Origin of the sequence: Caballeronia sp. EK, from assembly GCF_014384845.1 — a bacterium.
Classification (GTDB): Bacteria; Pseudomonadota; Gammaproteobacteria; order Burkholderiales; family Burkholderiaceae; genus Caballeronia; species Caballeronia jiangsuensis.
Genome location: NZ_JACSUE010000019.1, coordinates 1 through 18,536 on the forward strand (window position 1 = coordinate 1; position 18,536 = coordinate 18,536).

An 18,536-nucleotide genomic window follows, 5' to 3' on the forward strand; every position below is an offset into this window, starting at 1 on the left:
CCCGATACCCGATGATCAAAGTGTCAACTATGTCCCCGACGAAAGTGTCAACCATGTCCCCGGTCTATACACAGCAGCAAAGAAAGTGACCCCCGCCCCGGGGAGGGGCAGTGCTAATAGACCACCGCGATACCGGGATCCGGCGAAGAAAAACCGCAATTCACTCCGCCGCATTCGCAGGCCGCGCGCCCCCCTGCCTCCGAGCGCGCCGCGCCTCGGCACGAATACGAAACCGATCCATATAAAGATAAACAACAGGCGTCGTATAAAGCGTCAACATCTGACTAACGATCAACCCGCCGACAATCGCAATCCCAAGCGGCGCGCGCATCTCCGACCCCTCTCCGGTACCGAACGCGAGCGGCAACGCGCCGAGCAACGCGGCGGCGGTCGTCATCATGATCGGGCGAAAGCGCAAGAGACACGCTTCGCGAATCGCGTCCTGCGGCGTCTGCGCACCATGCCGCGTCGCCTCGATCGCGAAATCGACCATCATGATCGCGTTCTTCTTCACGATCCCGATCAGCAGAATCACCGCGATCAACGCAATGATGCTGAACTCCGTCTTGAACAGCAGCAGCGCGAGCAGCGCGCCGATACCCGCGGACGGCAGCGTCGAAAGAATCGTGATCGGATGGATGTAGCTCTCGTACAAAATGCCGAGCACGATATAAACCGCCGCCAGCGCCGCGAGAATCAAAAGCGGCTGGTCGTTGAGCGATTGCTGGAAAGCCTGCGCCGTGCCCTGGAAACTGCCGTGAATGGTCTGCGGCACGCCGATCTCCGCCATCGTTTCATAGATGGCGGCGGTCGCGTCGGACAGGGACTTGCCCGGCGGCAGGTTGAACGAGATCGTCGACGCGACGAACTGGCTCTGGTGATTCACCGAAAGCGGCGTATTGCCCGGCCCGAACTTCGCGATGGCCGACAGCGGGACCATCGTTTCCTTCGATGTCGATACCGCCGCACCCGACGACGAACCGTTCTTGCCCGTCGCCGCAATCGCGTTCGTGGCGGAATTCTTCACCGCGGCGAGCGCGAGGGCGGCCGTGGTGTCGCTCGTGCTCGTCGATGCTCCGCCCGCGCCGGTCGATCCGGTCGCGGCAGTGGATGCGGTCGAGGTCGTGCCGGAGGTCGTGGTCGATTGCGTCGATGCCGAACCGCTCGCCGTGCCGCCCGACGTGCTGATGTAGAGCTGCTTGAGCGTCTCCGGGTCCTGCCAGTACTTCGGCGCGAGCTCCATCACCACGTGATACTGCGACAGCGGGTTGTAGATGGTCGAGACCTGACGCTGGCCGAACGCGTCATAGAGCGTGTTGTCGATCTGCGCCGGCTTGATGCCGAGACGCGCGGCCGTCGAGCGGTCGAACGTGACCATCGCTTCGAGGCCGCCCTGTTGCTGGTCGGAGTTGACGTCGGTGAGCTCGGGGCGTTTTTGCAGCGCGTCGGTGAGGAGCGGCCCCCACTTGTAGAGATCGGATGTGGTGTCGGACAACAGCGTGAACTGATACTGCGCGTTCGACTGCCGCCCGCCGACGCGAATATCCTGCACCGCCTGCAGGAACGTGCGCGCGCCCGCAACGTCCGCAAGCGGCTTGCGCAAGCGGTTGATCACCTGATCGGCGGACACCTTGCGCTCGCTCTTCGGCTTGAGCGAGATGAACATGAAGCCCGAATTGGTCGAACGCCCGCCGGTGAAGCCCGCGACGCTATCGACGGCCGGGTCCGCCTCGACGATCTTCATCATCTCCGCGAACTTCACCTTCATCGCCTGGAACGACGTGCTCTGGTCCGCCTGAATGCCGCCGACGATGCGCCCCGTGTCCTGCTGCGGAAAAAAGCCCTTCGGCACAATCACGTACAGATAAATGTTCAGCCCGATGGTCGCGAGCAAAACCAGGAGAATCGTGCGCGGATGCGCGAGCGCCCAGCCGAGCGTGCGCGCGTAGGCGCGCTGCATGCGATCGAACTGACGTTCCAGCCAGCGCGCGACGCGACCTTCTTCCTTGCGGTCGTGCGGTTCCTGAAGAAGGCGCGAGCACATCATCGGCGTGACGGTCAGCGACACGACGAGCGATACGCCGATCGCGAGCGAAAGCGTCAGCGCGAACTCGCGGAACAGCCGCCCGACGATGCCGCCCATCAGCAGGATCGGCAGGAACACCGCGACGAGCGACACGCTGATCGACAGCACCGTGAAGCCGACTTCGCGCGCGCCGAGTATGGCGGCCTCCATGCGCGGCACGCCTTTCTCCACATGCCGCGTGATGTTTTCCAGCACGACGATGGCGTCGTCGACGACGAAGCCCGTCGCGATGGTCAGCGCCATCAGCGAGAGGTTGTCGAGCGAGAAGCCGAGCAGATACATCGCCGCGAAGGTGCCGATGATCGAAATCGGCACGGCCACGCTCGGTATCAATGTGGCGCGCCAGTTGCGCAGAAACAGGAACACGACCATCACGACGAGCGCCACCGCGATCACGAGCGTGAGCTCCGTATCGTGCAGCGACGAGCGGATGGTGGTCGAGCGGTCGGCGGTCGGCGTGATCTGCACGTCGGCGGGCAGCGCGGCCTGAAGTTGCGGCAGCATCGACTTCACCCGGTCGATGGTTTCGATGATGTTCGCGCCCGGCTGACGATACAGAATCACGAGCACCGCGCGCTTGTTGTTGATGAGGCCGAGGTTGCGCAGGTCTTCGACCGAATCGACCACTTCGCCGACATCCGAGAGCTTCACCGCGGAGCCGTTGCGGTACGCGACGACGAGATCCTTGTATTGCGAGGCCTTGCTCGCCTGATCGTTGGTATAGAGCTGAACGCGGGTGCCCTTGAACTCGATCGCGCCCTTCGGGCTGTTCGCGTTCGCCGACGCGAGCGCGGCGCGCACGTCCTCCAGCCCGATGCCGTAGTGAAAGAGCGCGCCCGGCTCCAGTTCGACGCGCACCGCCGGATTCGCGGAGCCGCTCACGTCGACTTCGCCGACGCCCGGCACCGTCGATAGCGTCTGCTGCAGCACGGTCGCGGCGGAGTCGTAAAGCGAGCCCGCCGTGCGCGTCGGCGACGAGAGCGCGAGCACGAGAATGGGCGCGTCGGCGGGGTTGACCTTGTGATACGTCGGGTTCTGGCGCAGCGAGGTCGGCAGATCGGCGCGCGCGGCGTTGATCGCGGCCTGCACGTCGCGGGCGGCGCCGTCGATATCGCGGTTGAGGCCGAATTGCAGCGTGATACGCGTCGAGCCGACCGAGCTCATGGACGTCATCTCGCTCACGTCGGCGATGGTGCCGAGATGCCGCTCCAGCGGGCTCGCGACGCTCGTCGCAACCGTCTCCGGGCTCGCGCCGGGCAGCGATGCCTGCACGGAGATCGTCGGGAAATCGACCTGCGGCAACGGCGCCACGGGCAGCCGCACGAACGCGAACATGCCCGCGAGCGCGATGCCGACGGCGAGCAGCGTCGTCGCGACCGGCCGGGCGATGAAGATGCGCGACAGGTTCATGGCTCAGCGTCCCTCACTGGCCGGCGCCGGGGGCGTGCCTCGATGAAAACGCGCGCGCAGCTTGCGGGCGAGCGAATCGAAGCCGAGATAGATCACCGGCGTCGTGAAGAGCGTGAGCAATTGCGACACGATCAGACCGCCGACGATCGCAATGCCGAGCGGATGCCGCAGCTCCGAGCCCGCGCCCCAGCCGAGCATCAGCGGCAACGCGCCGAGGAGCGCGGCCATCGTCGTCATGAGAATCGGGCGGAAGCGCAACAGCGACGCCTGGAAGATCGCCTCGCGCGGCGACTTGCCCTGGTCGCGTTCGGCTTCGAGCGCGAAGTCGATCATCATGATCGCGTTCTTCTTCACGATGCCGATCAGGAGCACGATGCCGATGATCCCGATGATGTCGAGATCGTGCCCGGTGATCATCAGCGAGAGGAGCGCGCCGACGCCCGCGGACGGCAGCGTCGAGAGAATGGTGATCGGATGGATGAAGCTCTCGTACAGCACGCCGAGCACGATGTACATCGTCACGATGGCCGCGAGAATCAGGAACAGTTCGTTCGACAGCGACGCCTGGAACGCGAGCGCCGCGCCCTGAAAACGGATCTGGAACGACGCGGGCAGGCCGATGTCCTCTTTCGCCTGCTCGATCGCCTTCACCGCTTCGCCGAGCGACGCGCCCTTGGCGAGATTGAAGGAAACGGTCGTCGCCGGGAACTGGCCGAGGTGCGTGACGAGCAGCGGCGCCGCGCGTTCATGGAACTTCGCGATGGCCGAGAGCGGCACCTGACCGTTGCTCGCGGTGGAAGAGGGCAGGTAGATGCCGTTGAGCGTGTCGCTGTAGTGGGCGTCGGAAGGTTCCGCTTCGAGAATCACGCGGTACTGGTTCGACTGCGTGAAGATGGTCGAGATGATCCGCTGGCCGAACGCGTCGTAGAGCGCGTTGTCGACGGTCGCGGGCGTGATGCCGAAGCGCGCGGCGGTCGCGCGGTCGATCTCGATATACACCGACTGGCCGTTTTGCTGCAGGTCGGTGGCGACATCGGTGAGAACCGACGTGTGCTGCAGGCGCTCGACGAGCTTCGGCACCCATTCGGCGAATTCAGAGGGATTCGGGTCCGTCAGCATGAACTGGTATTGCGTCGGGCTGACGGTCGAATCGATCGTCAGATCCTGCACCGGCTGCATGTAGAGCTTGATGCCGGGAATGTCCGCGACTTCGCCCTGAATGTTGCGGATGATGTCGCTCGACGTATTGCTGCGGTCGTCGCGCGGCTTCAGGTTGATGAGCATGCGCCCGCTGTTGAGCGTGATGTTCGTGCCATCGACACCGACGAACGAGGTCAGGCTTTCCACATCCGGGTTCTGCAGGATTTTCTGCGCGAGCGCCTGCTGCTGCTCCGCGACGGCCTGATACGACGCCGCCTGCGGCGCCTGCGTGATCGCCTGGATCACGCCGGTGTCCTGCGTCGGAAAGAAGCCCTTCGGAATGTAGACGTACAGCACGGCGGTGAAAACGAGCGTGAGCACGAACACGAAGAGCGTCGCGCGTTGACGTTCCAGCACCCAGGTCAGCGCGACCGCATAACGCCCGATCACGTAATCGATGAACTGGTGCGCGCGCGCCTCGAAGCGCTTGCTCTCCTTCGGCGGCGTGTGGCGCAGAAGCTTGGCGCACATCATCGGCACGAGCGTGAGCGAGACGATCGCAGAAATGACGATGGTCACCGCGAGCGTGATCGCGAATTCGTGGAACAGGCGGCCGACCACGTCGCCCATGAAGAGCAGCGGAATCAGCACGGCGATGAGCGAAACCGTCAGCGAGATGATGGTGAAGCCGATCTGCTTCGATCCCTTCAACGCGGCTTCGAGCGGCGGTTCGCCTTCCTCGACATAGCGCGCGATGTTCTCGATCATCACGATGGCGTCGTCGACGACGAAGCCTGTCGCGATGGTCAGCGCCATCAGCGAGAGGTTGTCGAGCGAGAAGCCGCACAGATACATGATCGCCAGCGTGCCGACGAGCGAGAGCGGCACCGACAAGCTGGGGATGATGGTCGCGTAGACGTTCGCGAGGAAGAGATAGATCACCAGCACCACCAGCACGACGGAGAGCGCGAGCTCGAACTGCACGTCGCGCACCGATGCGCGGATGGTCGTGGTGCGGTCAGTGACGACGCGCACGTCGAGCGCGGCCGGCAGCGCCTGCTGCAACTGCGGCAGGATTTTCTTGATGCCGTCGACGACCGCGATCACGTTCGCGCCCGGCTGGCGCTGCACGTTCAGGATGATCGCGGGTGTCGCATCGACCCACGCGCCGAGCTTCGTGTTCTCCGGGCCCTGCACGATGGTCGCGACGTCCGTCAGCATGACCGGGCGGCCGTTGCGATAGGCGACCACCGCGCTCTTGTAGGCGTCGGCGTCGGTGAGCTGGTCGTTCGCGTTGATCGTGTAGGCGCGCGTCGGGCCGTCGAAGTTGCCCTTCGGCGTGTTGACGTTGAGGTTCGAAATCGTCGTGCGCAGGTCGTCGATGTTGAGGCCGTACGATGCGAGCGCGCGCGTGTTCGCCCGGATGCGCACGGCGGGACGATTGCCGCCGCTCACCGATACGAGACCCACGCCCGCGACCTGCGAAATTTTCTGCGCGAGGCGCGTGTCGGCGAGATCCTGGACCTGCGTGAGCGGCAGTGTTTTCGAGCTCACCGCAAGCGTCATGATCGGCGCGTCGGCCGGGTTCACCTTCGCGTAGATCGGCGGCGCGGGAAGGTCGGACGGCAGCAGGTTGCCCGCCGCGTTGATCGCCGCCTGCACTTCTTGCTCGGCGATATCGAGCGGCAAGTCGAGGCTGAACTGCAGCGTGATCACCGATGCGCCCGCCGAGCTTTGCGACGACATCTGGTTCAGGCTCGCCATCTGCCCGAACTGCTTTTCGAGCGGCGCGGTGACGCTCGATGTCATCACGTCCGGCGACGCGCCCGGATAGAACGTCTGCACCTGGATCGTCGGATAGTCGACGGCGGGCAGCGCCGAGAGCGGCAAAAAGCGCAACGCGACGAGGCCGACCAGCATGATCGCCGCCATCAGGAGCGCCGTGCCGACCGGACGCAGAATAAAAATGCGGGATGGGTTCATGCCGGATTCATTACGTGATGCCTGCGGTTACTGCTGCTGCGACTGCTGACGTCGATGCCCGCCATGCCGTGCGCCCGATGCCGCCGAAGCTGGCGCGGCCGCCGATGCGCCGGAAGCACCGGAAGCACCGGAAGCAGCCGACGCCGCCTTCGCCTTCTCGGCCGGGATCGTGATCTTCGCGCCTTCCTTCAGGCGGTCGGAGCCGTCGATCACCACGCGCTCGCCCGTTTCCAGCCCGGATTTGATACTCGTGCGCTCGCCGTCGACCGGACCGGTCTTCACGTTGCGCACCGTGACGGTGTTGTCCGGCTTCACGACATACACGAACGCACCGGACGAGCCGTTCAGCACCGCGGAGGTGGGCACGATGGTCGCGTTTTTGATCACATCGACGAGCAGCTTCGTATTCACGAACTGATTCGGGAAGAGCATGCTCTCCTTGTTGTCGAAGGTGGCGCGCAGCTTCACGGTGCCGGTGGTCGTGTCGATCTGGTTATCGACGGTTTCGAGGAAGCCCGCTTCGAGCGGCGTGGTGTTCGCGCGGTCGTACGCGGTCACCGACATCTTCGTGCCCGCGTGCAGCGGCTTGAGAATGGCGGCGAGGTTGTCCTCGGAGGTCGTGAAGATCACGCTGATCGGCTGCAACTGCGTGATGACGACGACGCCGTTGGTGTCGCCCGTCGTCACGTAGTTGCCCGGATCGACCTGACGCAAACCCACGCGCCCCGACACCGGCGCGGTGATGCGCGCATAGGTCAGATCGAGCTTGTAGGTATCCACATTCGCCTGGTCGGACTTCACCGCGCCTTCGTACTGCTTCACGAGTGACGCTTGCGTGTCGACCTGTTGCTTCGCGATGGAGTCCTGCGAAAGCAGCGTCTGATAGCGCTGCAAGTCGAGGCGCGCGGTCTGCAGCAACGCCTGATCTTTCGCGAGCGCGCCTTCCGCGTTGCGCAGCGAGATTTCATACGGACGCGGATCGATCTGCGCGAGCACGTCGCCCTTCTTGACCATCTGGCCTTCCCTGAAGGCGACATCGACGAGCGTGCCGTTCAGCTGCGTCTTGACCGTGACGTTCGCGAGCGGCGTGACGGTGCCGAGCGAATTGATGACGACGGGCATTTCGCCCTGTGTGACGGTCGCCACATGCACCGGTTGCGGCTGGTTCGCCGCTTGCGCGCCGCGCCGTCCGCCCTGACGCGCGTCCTGCGGAGCGTTCGTGCCGCCGGTGCTGCCGCGATTCCACGGATGCCACCATGCGATCGCACCGGCGACGATCAGCATCGCGACGATGAGCGGAACGATCCGGCGCCGCCGCTGCGCGGGTTCGTAGGCGGCGGGCGTTGGAGGCGTCGGGCGCGGTTGCGCGGAAGGATTCTTTTGGTCGTCCATCGGTTCGGTGGCTGGGTCTTTCAAATCTGTACGGAGCGCGGACGGGCGGCGGTCGCGGTTCGGACGCGCAAGGCGATGCGCCGCGCGCATGAACCGTGACCGAAGCGGAGGCCGTGAGAATGCGGGGGCCGTCGAAAGCGGCTGGAAAGCCTGCCTGTCGATCAGGCCAGGAATCCGGCGCAGCCCCGGTGCGCGCGAAGCATGATGCTACGTCCCGCACCCGAGGCCGTCTACCGGCCATTCTTTCTGTTGATTACGACTGTTACACGCGCGCCGACCCGAGCTTTCGATGGGCTTCGCTCGCGCGCCGTGCAGCCGCGTAGTCTAACCGGCGGCGCGTATCGCGTTCGTCGCGCGCGAGCCGCCGATCTCGCGGGTGATCTGCTCGATGCAATCGAGCAGGGCTGGCGCGACTTCGCCGGTGAGTATGTCCTGCGGGCACTGATGCGCGGCCCCGCCGCAATTGACCGAATACCGTTCCTCGGACGGCCCGACGAAGCCCGCCGCGACCGCGTTCAGCCCGTGGTGCCATTCGCCGACGGAGGTCGCGAAGCCGAGGCGCAAGGCATCGTCGAGGCCGCGTTGCAAGCCGCCCGCGATGGCCGGCCAGTCGTCGCCCGATGCGGTCTGGAGACTGCCGATGAGCGCGCGCCGATCCGGCTCCGAGAGCACCGCGAGATACGCGCGGCCGACCGCCGTGCGGCACAGGTCCATCCTGCCGCCGACTTCGAGCCGCGAAACCAGGACGGCGGAACGTGGCCGGATGGCATCGATTACAACCATCTCAAGCCGATCGCGCACGGCGAGGTGGACGGACAGGCCGGTACGTTCCGCGAGCCGGATGAGGAACGGGCGCGCCCGAGCACGAATATCGAAGTTGCGTAAGAATCCGTTGCTCAGTTCGAGAACCGATGCGGTCAGCACGAACCGCTCGCTGTCGGGCAGTCGCAGCAGCAGGCCGGCACCGACGAGCGTCGCGGTGATGCGCGATATCGTCGGCTTGGGGATGCCGGTCCAGTCCGTCAGTTCGCGATTGCTCACGGGCGCATCGGCGGCGGCGATCCGGCGCAACACATCGAGCCCGCGGGCGAGAGCCGTGACTTCTTCGCCGTCTTTTTCCCGGGCGCGTTCCCGGCCTGGCGACCGTTCATTTTGCATAGGCATTCGTTTTGTGAAACATTGTTTTATTTGATGATAGGTCGCGATTCTACAGGGCGACACCGCGAAACTTGCAAACGATGCAAGCCTTCACGATAAGCTGCATACACGATGAAACTTTTCCCGCAACGGTCGCACCTTGAACGAAGTTTGGGCAGTTGCCCGGACCGTGAAGTTTTGCTTGACTTAGGCAGCGATCCCGGAAAAAATGGAACCGAATTTCGAAACCGGGGTGATGTGCGCATTGGCGCTTTCCGCTCAGGGCTCGAAATACAGGCTCTCAGGTTCTAGCACGGCCCTCGGAATGGCTAGAACTTTTAAGGCGCTACGGCAACGTAGCGCCTTTTTTTTTCGTACTCGCTTAATCGAAGCGCGTTGGCGAATATACCTGAACGGGCACGAGCCGCCTGGATGCCGCGTGCGGTCGCTGGATCGGGATGCCGGAGGGAAAGGTGATGCGAGGCGGGAGATCGGCGGCGAAGACTTTCATCGCGCGATGGCAAAACGCGGCGCACAGGGCGCCGCGTCGTGGAAATCAGTACATGTTGTTGAACACACGAGGCTGCTTGAGCAGGCGCTTGCCGCGCGCAATCCAGTAGACGCTCGCGCATACCAGCAGTAGCGCGACGGCCAGCACCAGCAGCGGGGAAATGCGTTCCGGCGCGGGCGGGCTCGTCGCGATGAACAACGCCGTCAGGAATGCCACGCCCGCCTGGTAGAACGAGCGGCTGGCGAGATTGCGGCGCATGCGGGGCGTGGTGAAGCGGGAGACGGGGGCGCGGGTAAACGGGCCGAACAGGATCAACCCTGCGACCAGGGCGACAGCGAAATTCATGAGAAGCATGGAGCGAGACTGTGTGGGGAGGCGGGACGCCGGCGAATATATGTCAGCCCGGTACGCTCCAAAACCAGAAGTCTCTTAAATGTAGAGGGAAAATTCTATTTGCCGCTTTTCACGGGCGGCGCGTCCGTTGGCAGGTATTCGTAAGGACTGGCGCGGCCTTCGCGCCAGTCAGGTTCCCCTGCGATGCAAGGTTTCAGAGTTCGATTCGCGTGCCGAGCAGCGCGAGAAACTGCCTGATCCACGCCGGATGCGCGGGCCACGCGGGCGCGGTCACGAAATTCGCATCGGTCACGGCGTCGTCCACGGCGATATCGGCGAAAGTCGCGCCGGCGAGACGAACTTCCGGCGCGCAAGCCGGATAGGCGGAAATGCGCCGTCCCTCGATCACGCCCGCCGCTGCGAGCACCTGAGCGCCGTGGCAGACAGCGGCGATCGGCTTGTTCGACTGCGCGAAATGGCGCACCAGTTCCAGTACGCGATCGTCGAGCCGCAGATATTCCGGCGCGCGGCCGCCCGCGATCGCGAGCGCGTCGTAACGGGCCGGATCGACATCATCGAAGCTCGCGTTGAGCGTGAAGCGATGGCCGGGCTTCTCCGTGTAGGTCTGGTCGCCCTCGAAATCGTGGATCGCCGTCTTCACGTAGTCGCCGCGCCGCTTGCCGGGGCAGACTGCATCGACCGTATGGCCGACGGCCTGCAGCGCCTGAAACGGGACCATCGTTTCATAGTCCTCGGCAAAATCGCCGGTGAGGAAAAGAATCTTCTTCGCAGCCATCGCTAGACCTCGTCAGGGAATGGGTTGTCGGATGCACCGTGCCGCGCGCAAGGCGCGCAACGCGGACCAGTCTACTATTCATGTCACGCTTCGCATGTGACACGCCGGAACTGCATTGCCGAGCGGTATAGCAGCGGCAGCGTATGATGTGCGCGACTTTTGAGATCACGAATCGGGCAGAAGGTAACACCATGCAAATGAATCCTATGAGCCGCATCGCCGTGGCGCTCGCCGCGCTCGGCGTGCTGGCCGCGTGCGAGAAGCACGACGCAACCGCGGGACAGGCCGCGGGCGCATTCAACAACCTCGCGAGCCAGACGAGCCAGAAGTTCGATCAGGCGGCGAGCTATGTCGGCGCGAAGGTCGATGCGGCGAAGCAGTCGGCGCAACAGAATGTCGATAACGCCGGTTCGATGCCCGACGTGTCGGCGAGCAGCGTCGCCGCGTCGGCGCGATCGAATTTCGACAGCGCCGCGAGCGCGACGAACGCCGCCATCAACAATGCCGCGAGCGCGACCGGCGCCGGCCTGCAATCGGCGGGACGCAAGCTGCAGGAGTGGTCCGCGACGAGCGGCGGCGCGTCGAATCCGCAGGCGAGTGCGCAGGGTTCGGTCGCGAGCCCGGCAGCCGACGGCAGCAGCGGCACCCGCACGGAGATGGACAAATAGCGTTCATTCGTCTGAGAAAACGGGGCGAATCCGCTTAACATTCGGTTACGTCCCGGTTGGGCGGCGTTCCTGTTGCAGCCGCTAAACTGGCGGTCTTTCAGAAATCGAGACCGTTATGAAGTTACGCAAGCTCGCGCCCGTGCGCGCGGCGGCGTCTGTCGCGATGTCCTGGATGGCGGCGTTCGCGCTTTCTTACGCCGCGCTCGTGCGCCACGCGTCGCGCGGTTTTTCGCTTGTCATGTCGTCGGTGCTTGCCGTGCTCGTCGCGTCGATCGCGCTCGCGACGCCTGCCGCCCACGCCGCTTCCGCGCTCACGCTGCCCACCTTCCAGGAACTGATCACGCCGGCCGCGCCCGCATCCGCGCCGGATGCAGCGTCCGCGCCCGCCATGTCCGATGCCGACATGGTGCGCTCGCTCGACAACATCATCGCAACGCTCGACAGCGACAAGCAACGCGCCGCGCTCGTTTCGCAACTGAAGCATCTGCGCGACGCGAAACGCGCGGCCGACACCACCGTTCCCGCATCCGGCGCAGCGGCGGCTTCCGCGACGACGGACGTAACCGCGAGCGGCACGGCCGCGGCAGGCGCGACGCCGACATCCGGCTCGACGGCATCGTCGGTGGTGGCGACCATTGCGCAGAACGCCGGGCTGCTCGGCGCGATCGCGTCGGCGCTCACCAACATCGAAGCGGACGTGAAGCGCGGCAAGACGCCGATCGCCTATTGGATCGGACGCTTCAATGCGGCCGGCAACGAGCTCTTCACGATTGTCACGAGCCAGAGCCGCGAGACGTTCGGCCGCACGCTCTTCAACTTCTTTGCGATGCTCGCTGGCTGGGCCGCGTGCGCGCTGACGCTCGTTTATCTGCAGCGGCGCGTGCAGGCGCGTTACGGTATCGACACCGGCCTGCACTCGAATCCGACGACGCGCGAGCTGCTGCTCTTCACGCTGCGCCGCGTGGCGCCGTACCTGTTCGCGTTTCTCGCAGCGCTGACCTTCACGCATTACATGCCGCTGTCGCTCGGTCGCACGCTCGCGATGGTCACCGCGTACGCGATCGTCGCAGGCGCGGTGTTCTCGGCGATCTGTCTCATCATGTTCTCGCTGTTCGGCTCGGCGCACCGCCGCGTCGCGGTGAACCTGCTGATCATCCGCGCGCGGCGGCTCCTGTTCCTGATCGGCACGCTCGGCGCGCTCGGCGACGCCGCCGCCAATTACGACGTCGCGCAGCAACTGGGCACCAATCTCGCCGGCCTCATTTCGACCTGCGCGAACATGGGCGCGGCGGGCCTCACCGCGTATTTCGCGCTCGCGTTCCAGCGGCCCGTCGCGCATCTGATCCGCAGCCGCAGCTACGAGCAGCGCAACACGCGCAAGGCCGCGACCGAAACCTTCGAAGTGGTCGCGTCGCTGTGGCAACTGCCGCTGCTGCTGCTCGCCTCCGCGTCGGTGGTGGCGACGCTGATGGGCATCGGCACGTCGGAGAACGTGTTGCAGATGGCGATCGCGACGGCGGGCCTGCTCGTCATCGCGTTCTTCCTTTCCGCGATCATCGTGCGCATCACACGGCCCAAGTCGCGCAAACCGCGCCGGCAATCGGCGTATGTGCGCAGACTCGTCAAGTTCGTCGGCACGATGATCGTGGTCGGCGTGTGGCTCGTGTTCCTCGAACTGTCGTCGCGTTTCTGGGGTTTTTCGCTCGCCCACATGGCCGAGGAGAGCGTGGCCGCGCGCGGCATCACGCACGCCGTCGCGATGATCGTGCTGACGTTCTTCGTCGTGTGGCTGATCTGGATTCTCATCGACACGGGCATTCAGGAAGCGCTCAGGCCGGACGCGGCGCGGCGCGGCGGGCGCGGCCCGAGCATGCGCGCCCGCACGATGCTGCCGCTCGTGCGCAACGTCGTGTTCGTCTTCCTGCTGACGGTCGCGGCGATCGTGACCGCCGCGAATCTCGGCCTCAACGTGACGCCGCTGCTCGCGGGCGCGGGCGTGATCGGCCTTGCGGTCGGCTTCGGCGCGCAGTCGCTCGTCGCGGATCTGATCACGGGGCTCTTCATCATCATCGAGGACACGATCTCGGTCGGCGATTCGATCGAGGTCGAGGGCGGTCACGCGGGCATCGTCGAAAGCCTGACGATTCGCACCGTGCGCCTGCGCGACGGTCAGGGCGCGATCCACGCCATTCCGTTCTCGCAGATCAAGACGGTCAAGAACCTGTCGCGCGATTTCGCGTATGCGGTGTTCGAGGTGCGCGTGCCGTTTTCGGCCGACGTCGATGAAGTCACCCAGATGATCCGCGAAGTCGGCGCCGAGCTGATGGACGATTTCCGCTATCGGCTGGAGATGCTGGGGCCGGTCGAAGTATGGGGACTGGACCGTTTCGATCCGAACTGGATGGTCGTGAAAGGGCAGATCAAGACGCGGCCGCTGCAGCAATGGAGCGTCGCGCGGGCGTTCAATCTGCGCATCAAGCGCAAGATGGACGAAGCCGGCATGGAGATTCCGGTGCCGCAGATGCACGTGCAGATGACGCGCGACGCGATGCTCGGCGCCGACGCCGCCGAAGGGCGCGAGCGCGCGCGGCGCATCTGGACGGGCGGGGCGCCGCCTGCGGTGGAAGAAGAGGCGACAGCCGCGGCGCGCGATGTGTCGCACGAGCCGCAGCCCGCGCCCCCGCCGACCGATCAGTCCGTGCCGATTCCGCCGCAGATTCCGACGGCGTCCGAGCCGGGAAAAGGCTGAGCCTGCTTCAGGCTGCGAGCAGATCGTTGACGTGCGTGGCGATCTGCTCGCCCGCGACGCCATAGACATGAAGCGACAGGGCGCGCGTGGCGGCATCGGCGCAAAGGCCGAGCTGATGAATCGCGCCGCGTCCTGCGCCCACATACGACACCGCGCCCGGCGGGCGTGGATGACGCCGCGTTTCGATCGCGCGATGCTCCGCCGCGTCCCAGCGATACAGCGTTTCCTCGAGCGTGCCTTCGATCACCGCATAGGCGCACCACGTCCGATGACCGTGCACCGGGCTCGCCTGTCCCGGCGCCCAGACGAGCGCGGCGATCGCATAGCGGTTGAGCGGATCGGCGGCGAGCAGATGGCGGCAATAGGTCTGCGGATTGCCCGCGCGCTGATCGGGGCGCAGCACGGCCGGATCGGCGATCGCCCGTTGCAGCGCAAGTCGCACGCGCTGCCCGAACGCAGCCTGCGAACCCGTTTCGGCGGCCGCGAAAGCCGCGTCGAGCTCGCGGCACAGTTGTTCGACCGCCGGGCTTGTGCGGGCAGCGGATTCGGACGCCGGCGAAGCCGGGGGGAAGGGCCGCGCCGGGCGGCTGACATGTTCGAGTTGCATAGTGGATGAGCCGTCTTTTCGTTGTTACCTGATCCACTCATTTATACCGGCTTGCCTCCAGAATTAGTTTCCATATAATTTCGCTCGACCATCGAGAAATAGAATAATTTCCTATAAGGGGTGCAGCATGGGAATGGACCTCATCGACCGCAAACTGCTCGAATTGCTGCAGAACGACGTGACGATGCCCATCGCGGAACTCGCGCAACGAGTGAATCTGTCGCAGACGCCTTGCTGGAAGCGCGTGCAGCGTCTGAAAGAGACGGGCGTGATCCGCGCGCAGGTGGCGCTATGCGATCCGAAGAAACTGGGCGTCGGCACGACGGTATTCGTCGCGGTGCGCACGAATCAGCACACGCAGACGTGGGCCGAGGATTTCACGCGCGCGGTCCGCGATATTCCGGAAGTCGTCGAGGTGTATCGGATGAGCGGCGAAACCGACTATCTGCTGCGGGTCGTGGTGTCGGATATCGATGATTACGACCGCGTGTACAAGCAGCTCATTCGCGCGGTGCCTTTGTACGACGTGAGTTCCAGTTTCGCGATGGAGCAGATCAAGTATTCGACGGCGCTGCCGGTGCGCCCGACGCTTGCGCCTTGAGCGTTCGCGAGCGCATTAACTTAGGATGATGAAACAAAAAAGGCCGCCCGGGCGGGCGGCTCACCACGTCCGGTCACAGATCATCCCGGCACCTGCACCTGCCACCCGCGCCGGGATCGGACGCGCATGGAATCGCATTCAGTATCGTCGTCCGGACGGGCTCTCTTCAAGCGGCGCGGTGCAGCAGAGAATTTCGCGACCGGCGCGCGCGTATCGAAACGACGTGAGTGCAAGTGCCGCGAATCGTCGCGCCCCGCAATCCAACTGAAACCCGATACGGGTACCATGTCGGGTCATTCCCGAAACGTCGCCACGAACCTTTTCATGAACCACGACCCCCGCGATTCCCGCCGCCCGGACGGTAAGCCGAAGAACCCGACCCGCGCGGTCAGCGTGTTCATCGTTGTCGTGGTGCTGCTCGTGATCGGCACGATCCTCTTCAACGCGATTCGCGAAAAGCGCGAGTTCGATCAGCAAAACGCGCAACCGTCCGCCGCGAGCGACGTGCGTCCCGCGGTCCCTGCGATCGGCGCATCGCAGTAGCGCCTGAGCGGCGTTCACACTGGCAGGCGAATCTGCGCGGCGTCCTTGCCGATGAGCGACGACGCCGTCAGCATCTGCTTGCATTGATGCGCGAGCAGCTTGAGGTCGTGAAGCGCATCGGCGGACAGCGATTGCGCGCGCTCGGCATCGACGACCATCTTGTCCAGATCGCGCCGCAACTCCTTGAGCGCGTCCGCCTGTGCGGGCGGCGCATCGGGCTTCGGTGCGGCAGGCAGCTCGCCCACGGCGTCGGCGAGGTTGTCGCGCACGATGCCGAAGGTGCGCTGCACCGGTTCGAACGGCTGGCCGCCCGCTTCGTTGAGCGACTGCAAAAGCGGCGCGGCAGCCGTGATCTGCGAGGCGAGCACATGGCTTTGCACGAGCAGATCGTTCAATTCCGCGACGTACCGCTGCTGCGCCTTCGGTTCGAGCATCATGCGCTGGAACGCCTGCGCGAGATTGGCGAAAGCGATATGCACGTTCTTGCGCGCGAGCCGGTAACGGAAGTCGCGGTCGAGCGCGGTGGCGGCGACCGTCGCCGCAGCGGACGCGCCCTTGCTCGCCGTGGCCGCCGTGCTTTCCCCGATACTCACCGACGACAAGCGCTGCGCAGTCGCGCTCGCGGCTTTCATCGCCGAATCGGCGACCACTGCCGGATCGAGCGGCGGCGTGGTGGCGTTCGGCTCGTTGGCCGCGACGGTTGTGATGGCCACCGTTTGCACGGGCGCCTCGACAACCGATGACGACGCCACCGCGCCCGCGTTGGCATCGGCGAACACCGCGCGATCGACGGGCGTTTCCACCGCCGATGAAGAAGCCGCGCGCGACTTCTCCGCCGGCGTGGCTGGCTTCGCGCGCCACCACCAGCTTGCTTCCAGATAATTGCGCGTCGCGGCGAGCAGATCCTTCACGAGCTTGCCCATCAACCGGTATTCCCAATAAGGGAAAAGATGGCTCGCCGCGATGGCGATCGCGCAGCCGACGACGGTATCGATCGCACGCTCGCCGATCAGCCGCAAGCTGCCGGGCGCGAGCAGGTGGAACATCAGCAGCACGTACGACGACGTGAACACGACGCTCGCCGCGTAGTTGAAGAGCAGGAGGCTATAGCTCATGACCATCGACGCGAACATCACGACGAGCAGGATATGCGGCTCCTTCACGAACAGAATCAGCGCGATGGTCACCGCGCAACCGATCGCCGTGCCGATGATCCGCTGCGTGTTGCGCTGCTTCGTGAGCGAATAGCCGGGTTTCAGGATGATGACGGTGGTCATCACGATCCAGTACGCGTTCGTGAGCGGCAGCAGACGTCCGAGCCAGAAGCCGATGCCCACCGCGATCGTCACGCGCAGCGCGTGACGGAAGCTCGGCGAAGACATCGTGAGATTCGAAAAGATCTGCATGAACGGCACGCGCCGGCTCGATATGAACCGCGACAGCGCGTGATCGATCTGCACTTCGGTTTCGATCGCGCTCGCGCCGTCGCGCGTGCGGCGGCGCATCTTGTCGATGAGGCGCGTCGCGCTCCAGAGCCGCCTGAACACCGCCGCCGCCGCTGTATACGCTTCCGGATTCTTCTCCGGCAGACCGTGCTTGCGCATCAGTTCGAGTTCATATTCGATCGCGCGCAATTCGGCCTTCATGCTGATCTGCCGTCCGGCCGGATTGTTCTGCAGCACCGCGAGGCCGATTTCTTCGAGATCCGCGCTCGCCTTGCGCATCAGGTCGCGATAGAAGATGAGCACGTCGGAACCCGCGAACGTCTTTCTGACGAGCGGATAATCCGTATGCGCGCCGACGAAGAACTCGTGCAGATCCACCACGTTGATGAACAGATTGAAGAGCCGTGCGCGCCGCGCGTCGAGCTTGCCGCTCTTCACTTTCGGCAGGTTGCGCAGCACGATGTCGCGCGCCGCTTCCTGCCGCTCGACGGCCGCGATCTGCTTTTCGATGAGCACGCGGTAGCACTCGTCGAGATCGGCGTCGCCGTCATAAAACTCGGCGCGCGCGAGCAGATACTCCGCGCAACTGAAAATGCTTTCGGCGAGCGCCTGCTGCTCGATGCGATACACGAGCAGGCGGGAGACGAGCGTCGCCCAGTAGGTGTACCAGAGGCCGCCCAGCAGAATCCACGAAGCGTTGATGAGCGCCTGCATCGGCGTGAAATGCTCTTCGAGCGTGACGACCATCATGAAGAGCGTGGCGAAGCTGATCTGCGGCCAGCGATTGCCATACACGACGATCAGCGACAGCACGAAAGTCAGCGGCACGATGGTCAGCCAGAGCGCGATCGGATGCGCGGTCGCGATACCCGTTGCGAGCGCCGCGAGAAAGCCGATCGACGTGCAGGCGAGCATCTCGTTGTGCTTGTGCCTGAGCGGGCCGGGCATATCGACGACGCATGCGCCGAGCGCGCCGGTTGCGATCGTGAAGCCGAGTTCGCGATTATGAAAGACGATGAGCATCAGGACGGCGGGCAGCGACACGCCCAAAGCGATGCGCAAGCCGCCGAAGAAATACTGGCTGTAAATGAACTTCCTGATTTCGAACGAATAGCGCATCGACTTCCTGTTTTGA

Annotated in this window: 12 protein-coding genes; 4 read left to right on the plus strand and 8 right to left on the minus strand. The window is 64.7% G+C overall.

What is annotated here, in order from left to right:
* Nucleotides 1-160 precede the first annotated feature (160 nt).
* From IAG25_RS35110 to IAG25_RS35135, 6 genes are all read right to left on the minus strand, one after another.
* Nucleotides 161-3,496: an efflux RND transporter permease subunit gene (locus IAG25_RS35110; RefSeq protein ID WP_187608957.1), complete on the minus strand. Its 3,336-nt coding sequence runs from the start codon at nt 3,494-3,496 to the stop codon at nt 161-163.
* A 3-nt stretch (nt 3,497-3,499) separates the two neighbouring features.
* Complete coding sequence (locus IAG25_RS35115) at nt 3,500-6,619, minus strand: MdtB/MuxB family multidrug efflux RND transporter permease subunit (protein ID WP_035510464.1); 3,120 nt, start codon at nt 6,617-6,619, stop codon at nt 3,500-3,502.
* A gap of 27 nt (nt 6,620-6,646) precedes the next feature.
* A complete protein-coding gene (locus tag IAG25_RS35120) occupies nt 6,647-8,011 on the minus strand; it encodes an MdtA/MuxA family multidrug efflux RND transporter periplasmic adaptor subunit (protein WP_187608958.1) in 1,365 nt (454 codons plus the stop codon).
* A gap of 324 nt (nt 8,012-8,335) precedes the next feature.
* Nucleotides 8,336-9,169, minus strand: coding sequence for an IclR family transcriptional regulator (locus tag IAG25_RS35125; protein WP_187608959.1), 834 nt, complete (start codon nt 9,167-9,169; stop codon nt 8,336-8,338).
* Nucleotides 9,170-9,704: 535 nt separating this feature from the next.
* Entirely contained in the window at nt 9,705-10,004 is a 300-nt protein-coding gene (locus IAG25_RS35130; protein ID WP_187608960.1) for a hypothetical protein, read from the minus strand.
* Between the two features lie 202 nt (nt 10,005-10,206).
* Nucleotides 10,207-10,788 (minus strand): DJ-1/PfpI family protein, encoded by a 582-nt coding sequence (locus IAG25_RS35135; RefSeq protein WP_187608961.1) that lies wholly within the window; start codon nt 10,786-10,788, stop codon nt 10,207-10,209.
* 191 nt (nt 10,789-10,979) lie between these two features.
* Here IAG25_RS35135 and IAG25_RS35140 point away from each other — a divergent pair, with 191 nt between their 5' ends.
* Together IAG25_RS35140 and IAG25_RS35145 are read left to right on the plus strand one after the other, a co-directional pair.
* On the plus strand, nt 10,980-11,456 hold the full coding sequence (locus tag IAG25_RS35140) for a hypothetical protein (RefSeq protein ID WP_187608962.1): 477 nt from the start codon (nt 10,980-10,982) through the stop codon (nt 11,454-11,456).
* Between the two features lie 115 nt (nt 11,457-11,571).
* Nucleotides 11,572-14,205, plus strand: a complete 2,634-nt coding sequence (locus IAG25_RS35145; RefSeq protein ID WP_187608963.1) for a mechanosensitive ion channel family protein — start codon at nt 11,572-11,574, stop codon at nt 14,203-14,205.
* A 7-nt stretch (nt 14,206-14,212) separates the two neighbouring features.
* Here the strand turns inward: IAG25_RS35145 and IAG25_RS35150 are convergent, their stop codons facing one another.
* Nucleotides 14,213-14,812: a cysteine dioxygenase family protein gene (locus tag IAG25_RS35150; RefSeq protein WP_187608964.1), complete on the minus strand. Its 600-nt coding sequence runs from the start codon at nt 14,810-14,812 to the stop codon at nt 14,213-14,215.
* A 127-nt stretch (nt 14,813-14,939) separates the two neighbouring features.
* On the opposite strand from IAG25_RS35150, the gene IAG25_RS35155 reads away from it, so the two are divergent.
* Nucleotides 14,940-15,413, plus strand: a complete 474-nt coding sequence (locus IAG25_RS35155) for an Lrp/AsnC family transcriptional regulator (RefSeq protein WP_014190921.1) — start codon at nt 14,940-14,942, stop codon at nt 15,411-15,413.
* 324 nt (nt 15,414-15,737) lie between these two features.
* Nucleotides 15,738-15,956 carry a hypothetical protein gene (locus tag IAG25_RS35160; RefSeq protein WP_035510494.1) on the plus strand — a complete coding sequence of 73 codons (219 nt, stop codon included), beginning with the start codon at nt 15,738-15,740 and terminating at the stop codon, nt 15,954-15,956.
* A 14-nt stretch (nt 15,957-15,970) separates the two neighbouring features.
* Here the strand turns inward: IAG25_RS35160 and IAG25_RS35165 are convergent, their stop codons facing one another.
* Nucleotides 15,971-18,520, minus strand: a complete 2,550-nt coding sequence (locus IAG25_RS35165) for an FUSC family membrane protein (RefSeq protein WP_187608965.1) — start codon at nt 18,518-18,520, stop codon at nt 15,971-15,973.
* Nucleotides 18,521-18,536: the final 16 nt, after the last annotated feature.

Coding starts and splice junctions, on each gene's coding strand:
- IAG25_RS35110 (WP_187608957.1), bottom strand. CDS start 3,496: ATGAACCTGTCGCGCATCTTCATCGCCCGGCCGGTCGCGACGACGCTG.
- IAG25_RS35115 (WP_035510464.1), bottom strand. CDS start 6,619: ATGAACCCATCCCGCATTTTTATTCTGCGTCCGGTCGGCACGGCGCTC.
- IAG25_RS35120 (WP_187608958.1), bottom strand. CDS start 8,011: ATGGACGACCAAAAGAATCCTTCCGCGCAACCGCGCCCGACGCCTCCA.
- IAG25_RS35125 (WP_187608959.1), bottom strand. CDS start 9,169: ATGCAAAATGAACGGTCGCCAGGCCGGGAACGCGCCCGGGAAAAAGAC.
- IAG25_RS35130 (WP_187608960.1), bottom strand. CDS start 10,004: ATGAATTTCGCTGTCGCCCTGGTCGCAGGGTTGATCCTGTTCGGCCCG.
- IAG25_RS35135 (WP_187608961.1), bottom strand. CDS start 10,788: ATGGCTGCGAAGAAGATTCTTTTCCTCACCGGCGATTTTGCCGAGGAC.
- IAG25_RS35140 (WP_187608962.1), top strand. CDS start 10,980: ATGCAAATGAATCCTATGAGCCGCATCGCCGTGGCGCTCGCCGCGCTC.
- IAG25_RS35145 (WP_187608963.1), top strand. CDS start 11,572: ATGAAGTTACGCAAGCTCGCGCCCGTGCGCGCGGCGGCGTCTGTCGCG.
- IAG25_RS35150 (WP_187608964.1), bottom strand. CDS start 14,812: ATGCAACTCGAACATGTCAGCCGCCCGGCGCGGCCCTTCCCCCCGGCT.
- IAG25_RS35155 (WP_014190921.1), top strand. CDS start 14,940: ATGGGAATGGACCTCATCGACCGCAAACTGCTCGAATTGCTGCAGAAC.
- IAG25_RS35160 (WP_035510494.1), top strand. CDS start 15,738: ATGAACCACGACCCCCGCGATTCCCGCCGCCCGGACGGTAAGCCGAAG.
- IAG25_RS35165 (WP_187608965.1), bottom strand. CDS start 18,520: ATGCGCTATTCGTTCGAAATCAGGAAGTTCATTTACAGCCAGTATTTC.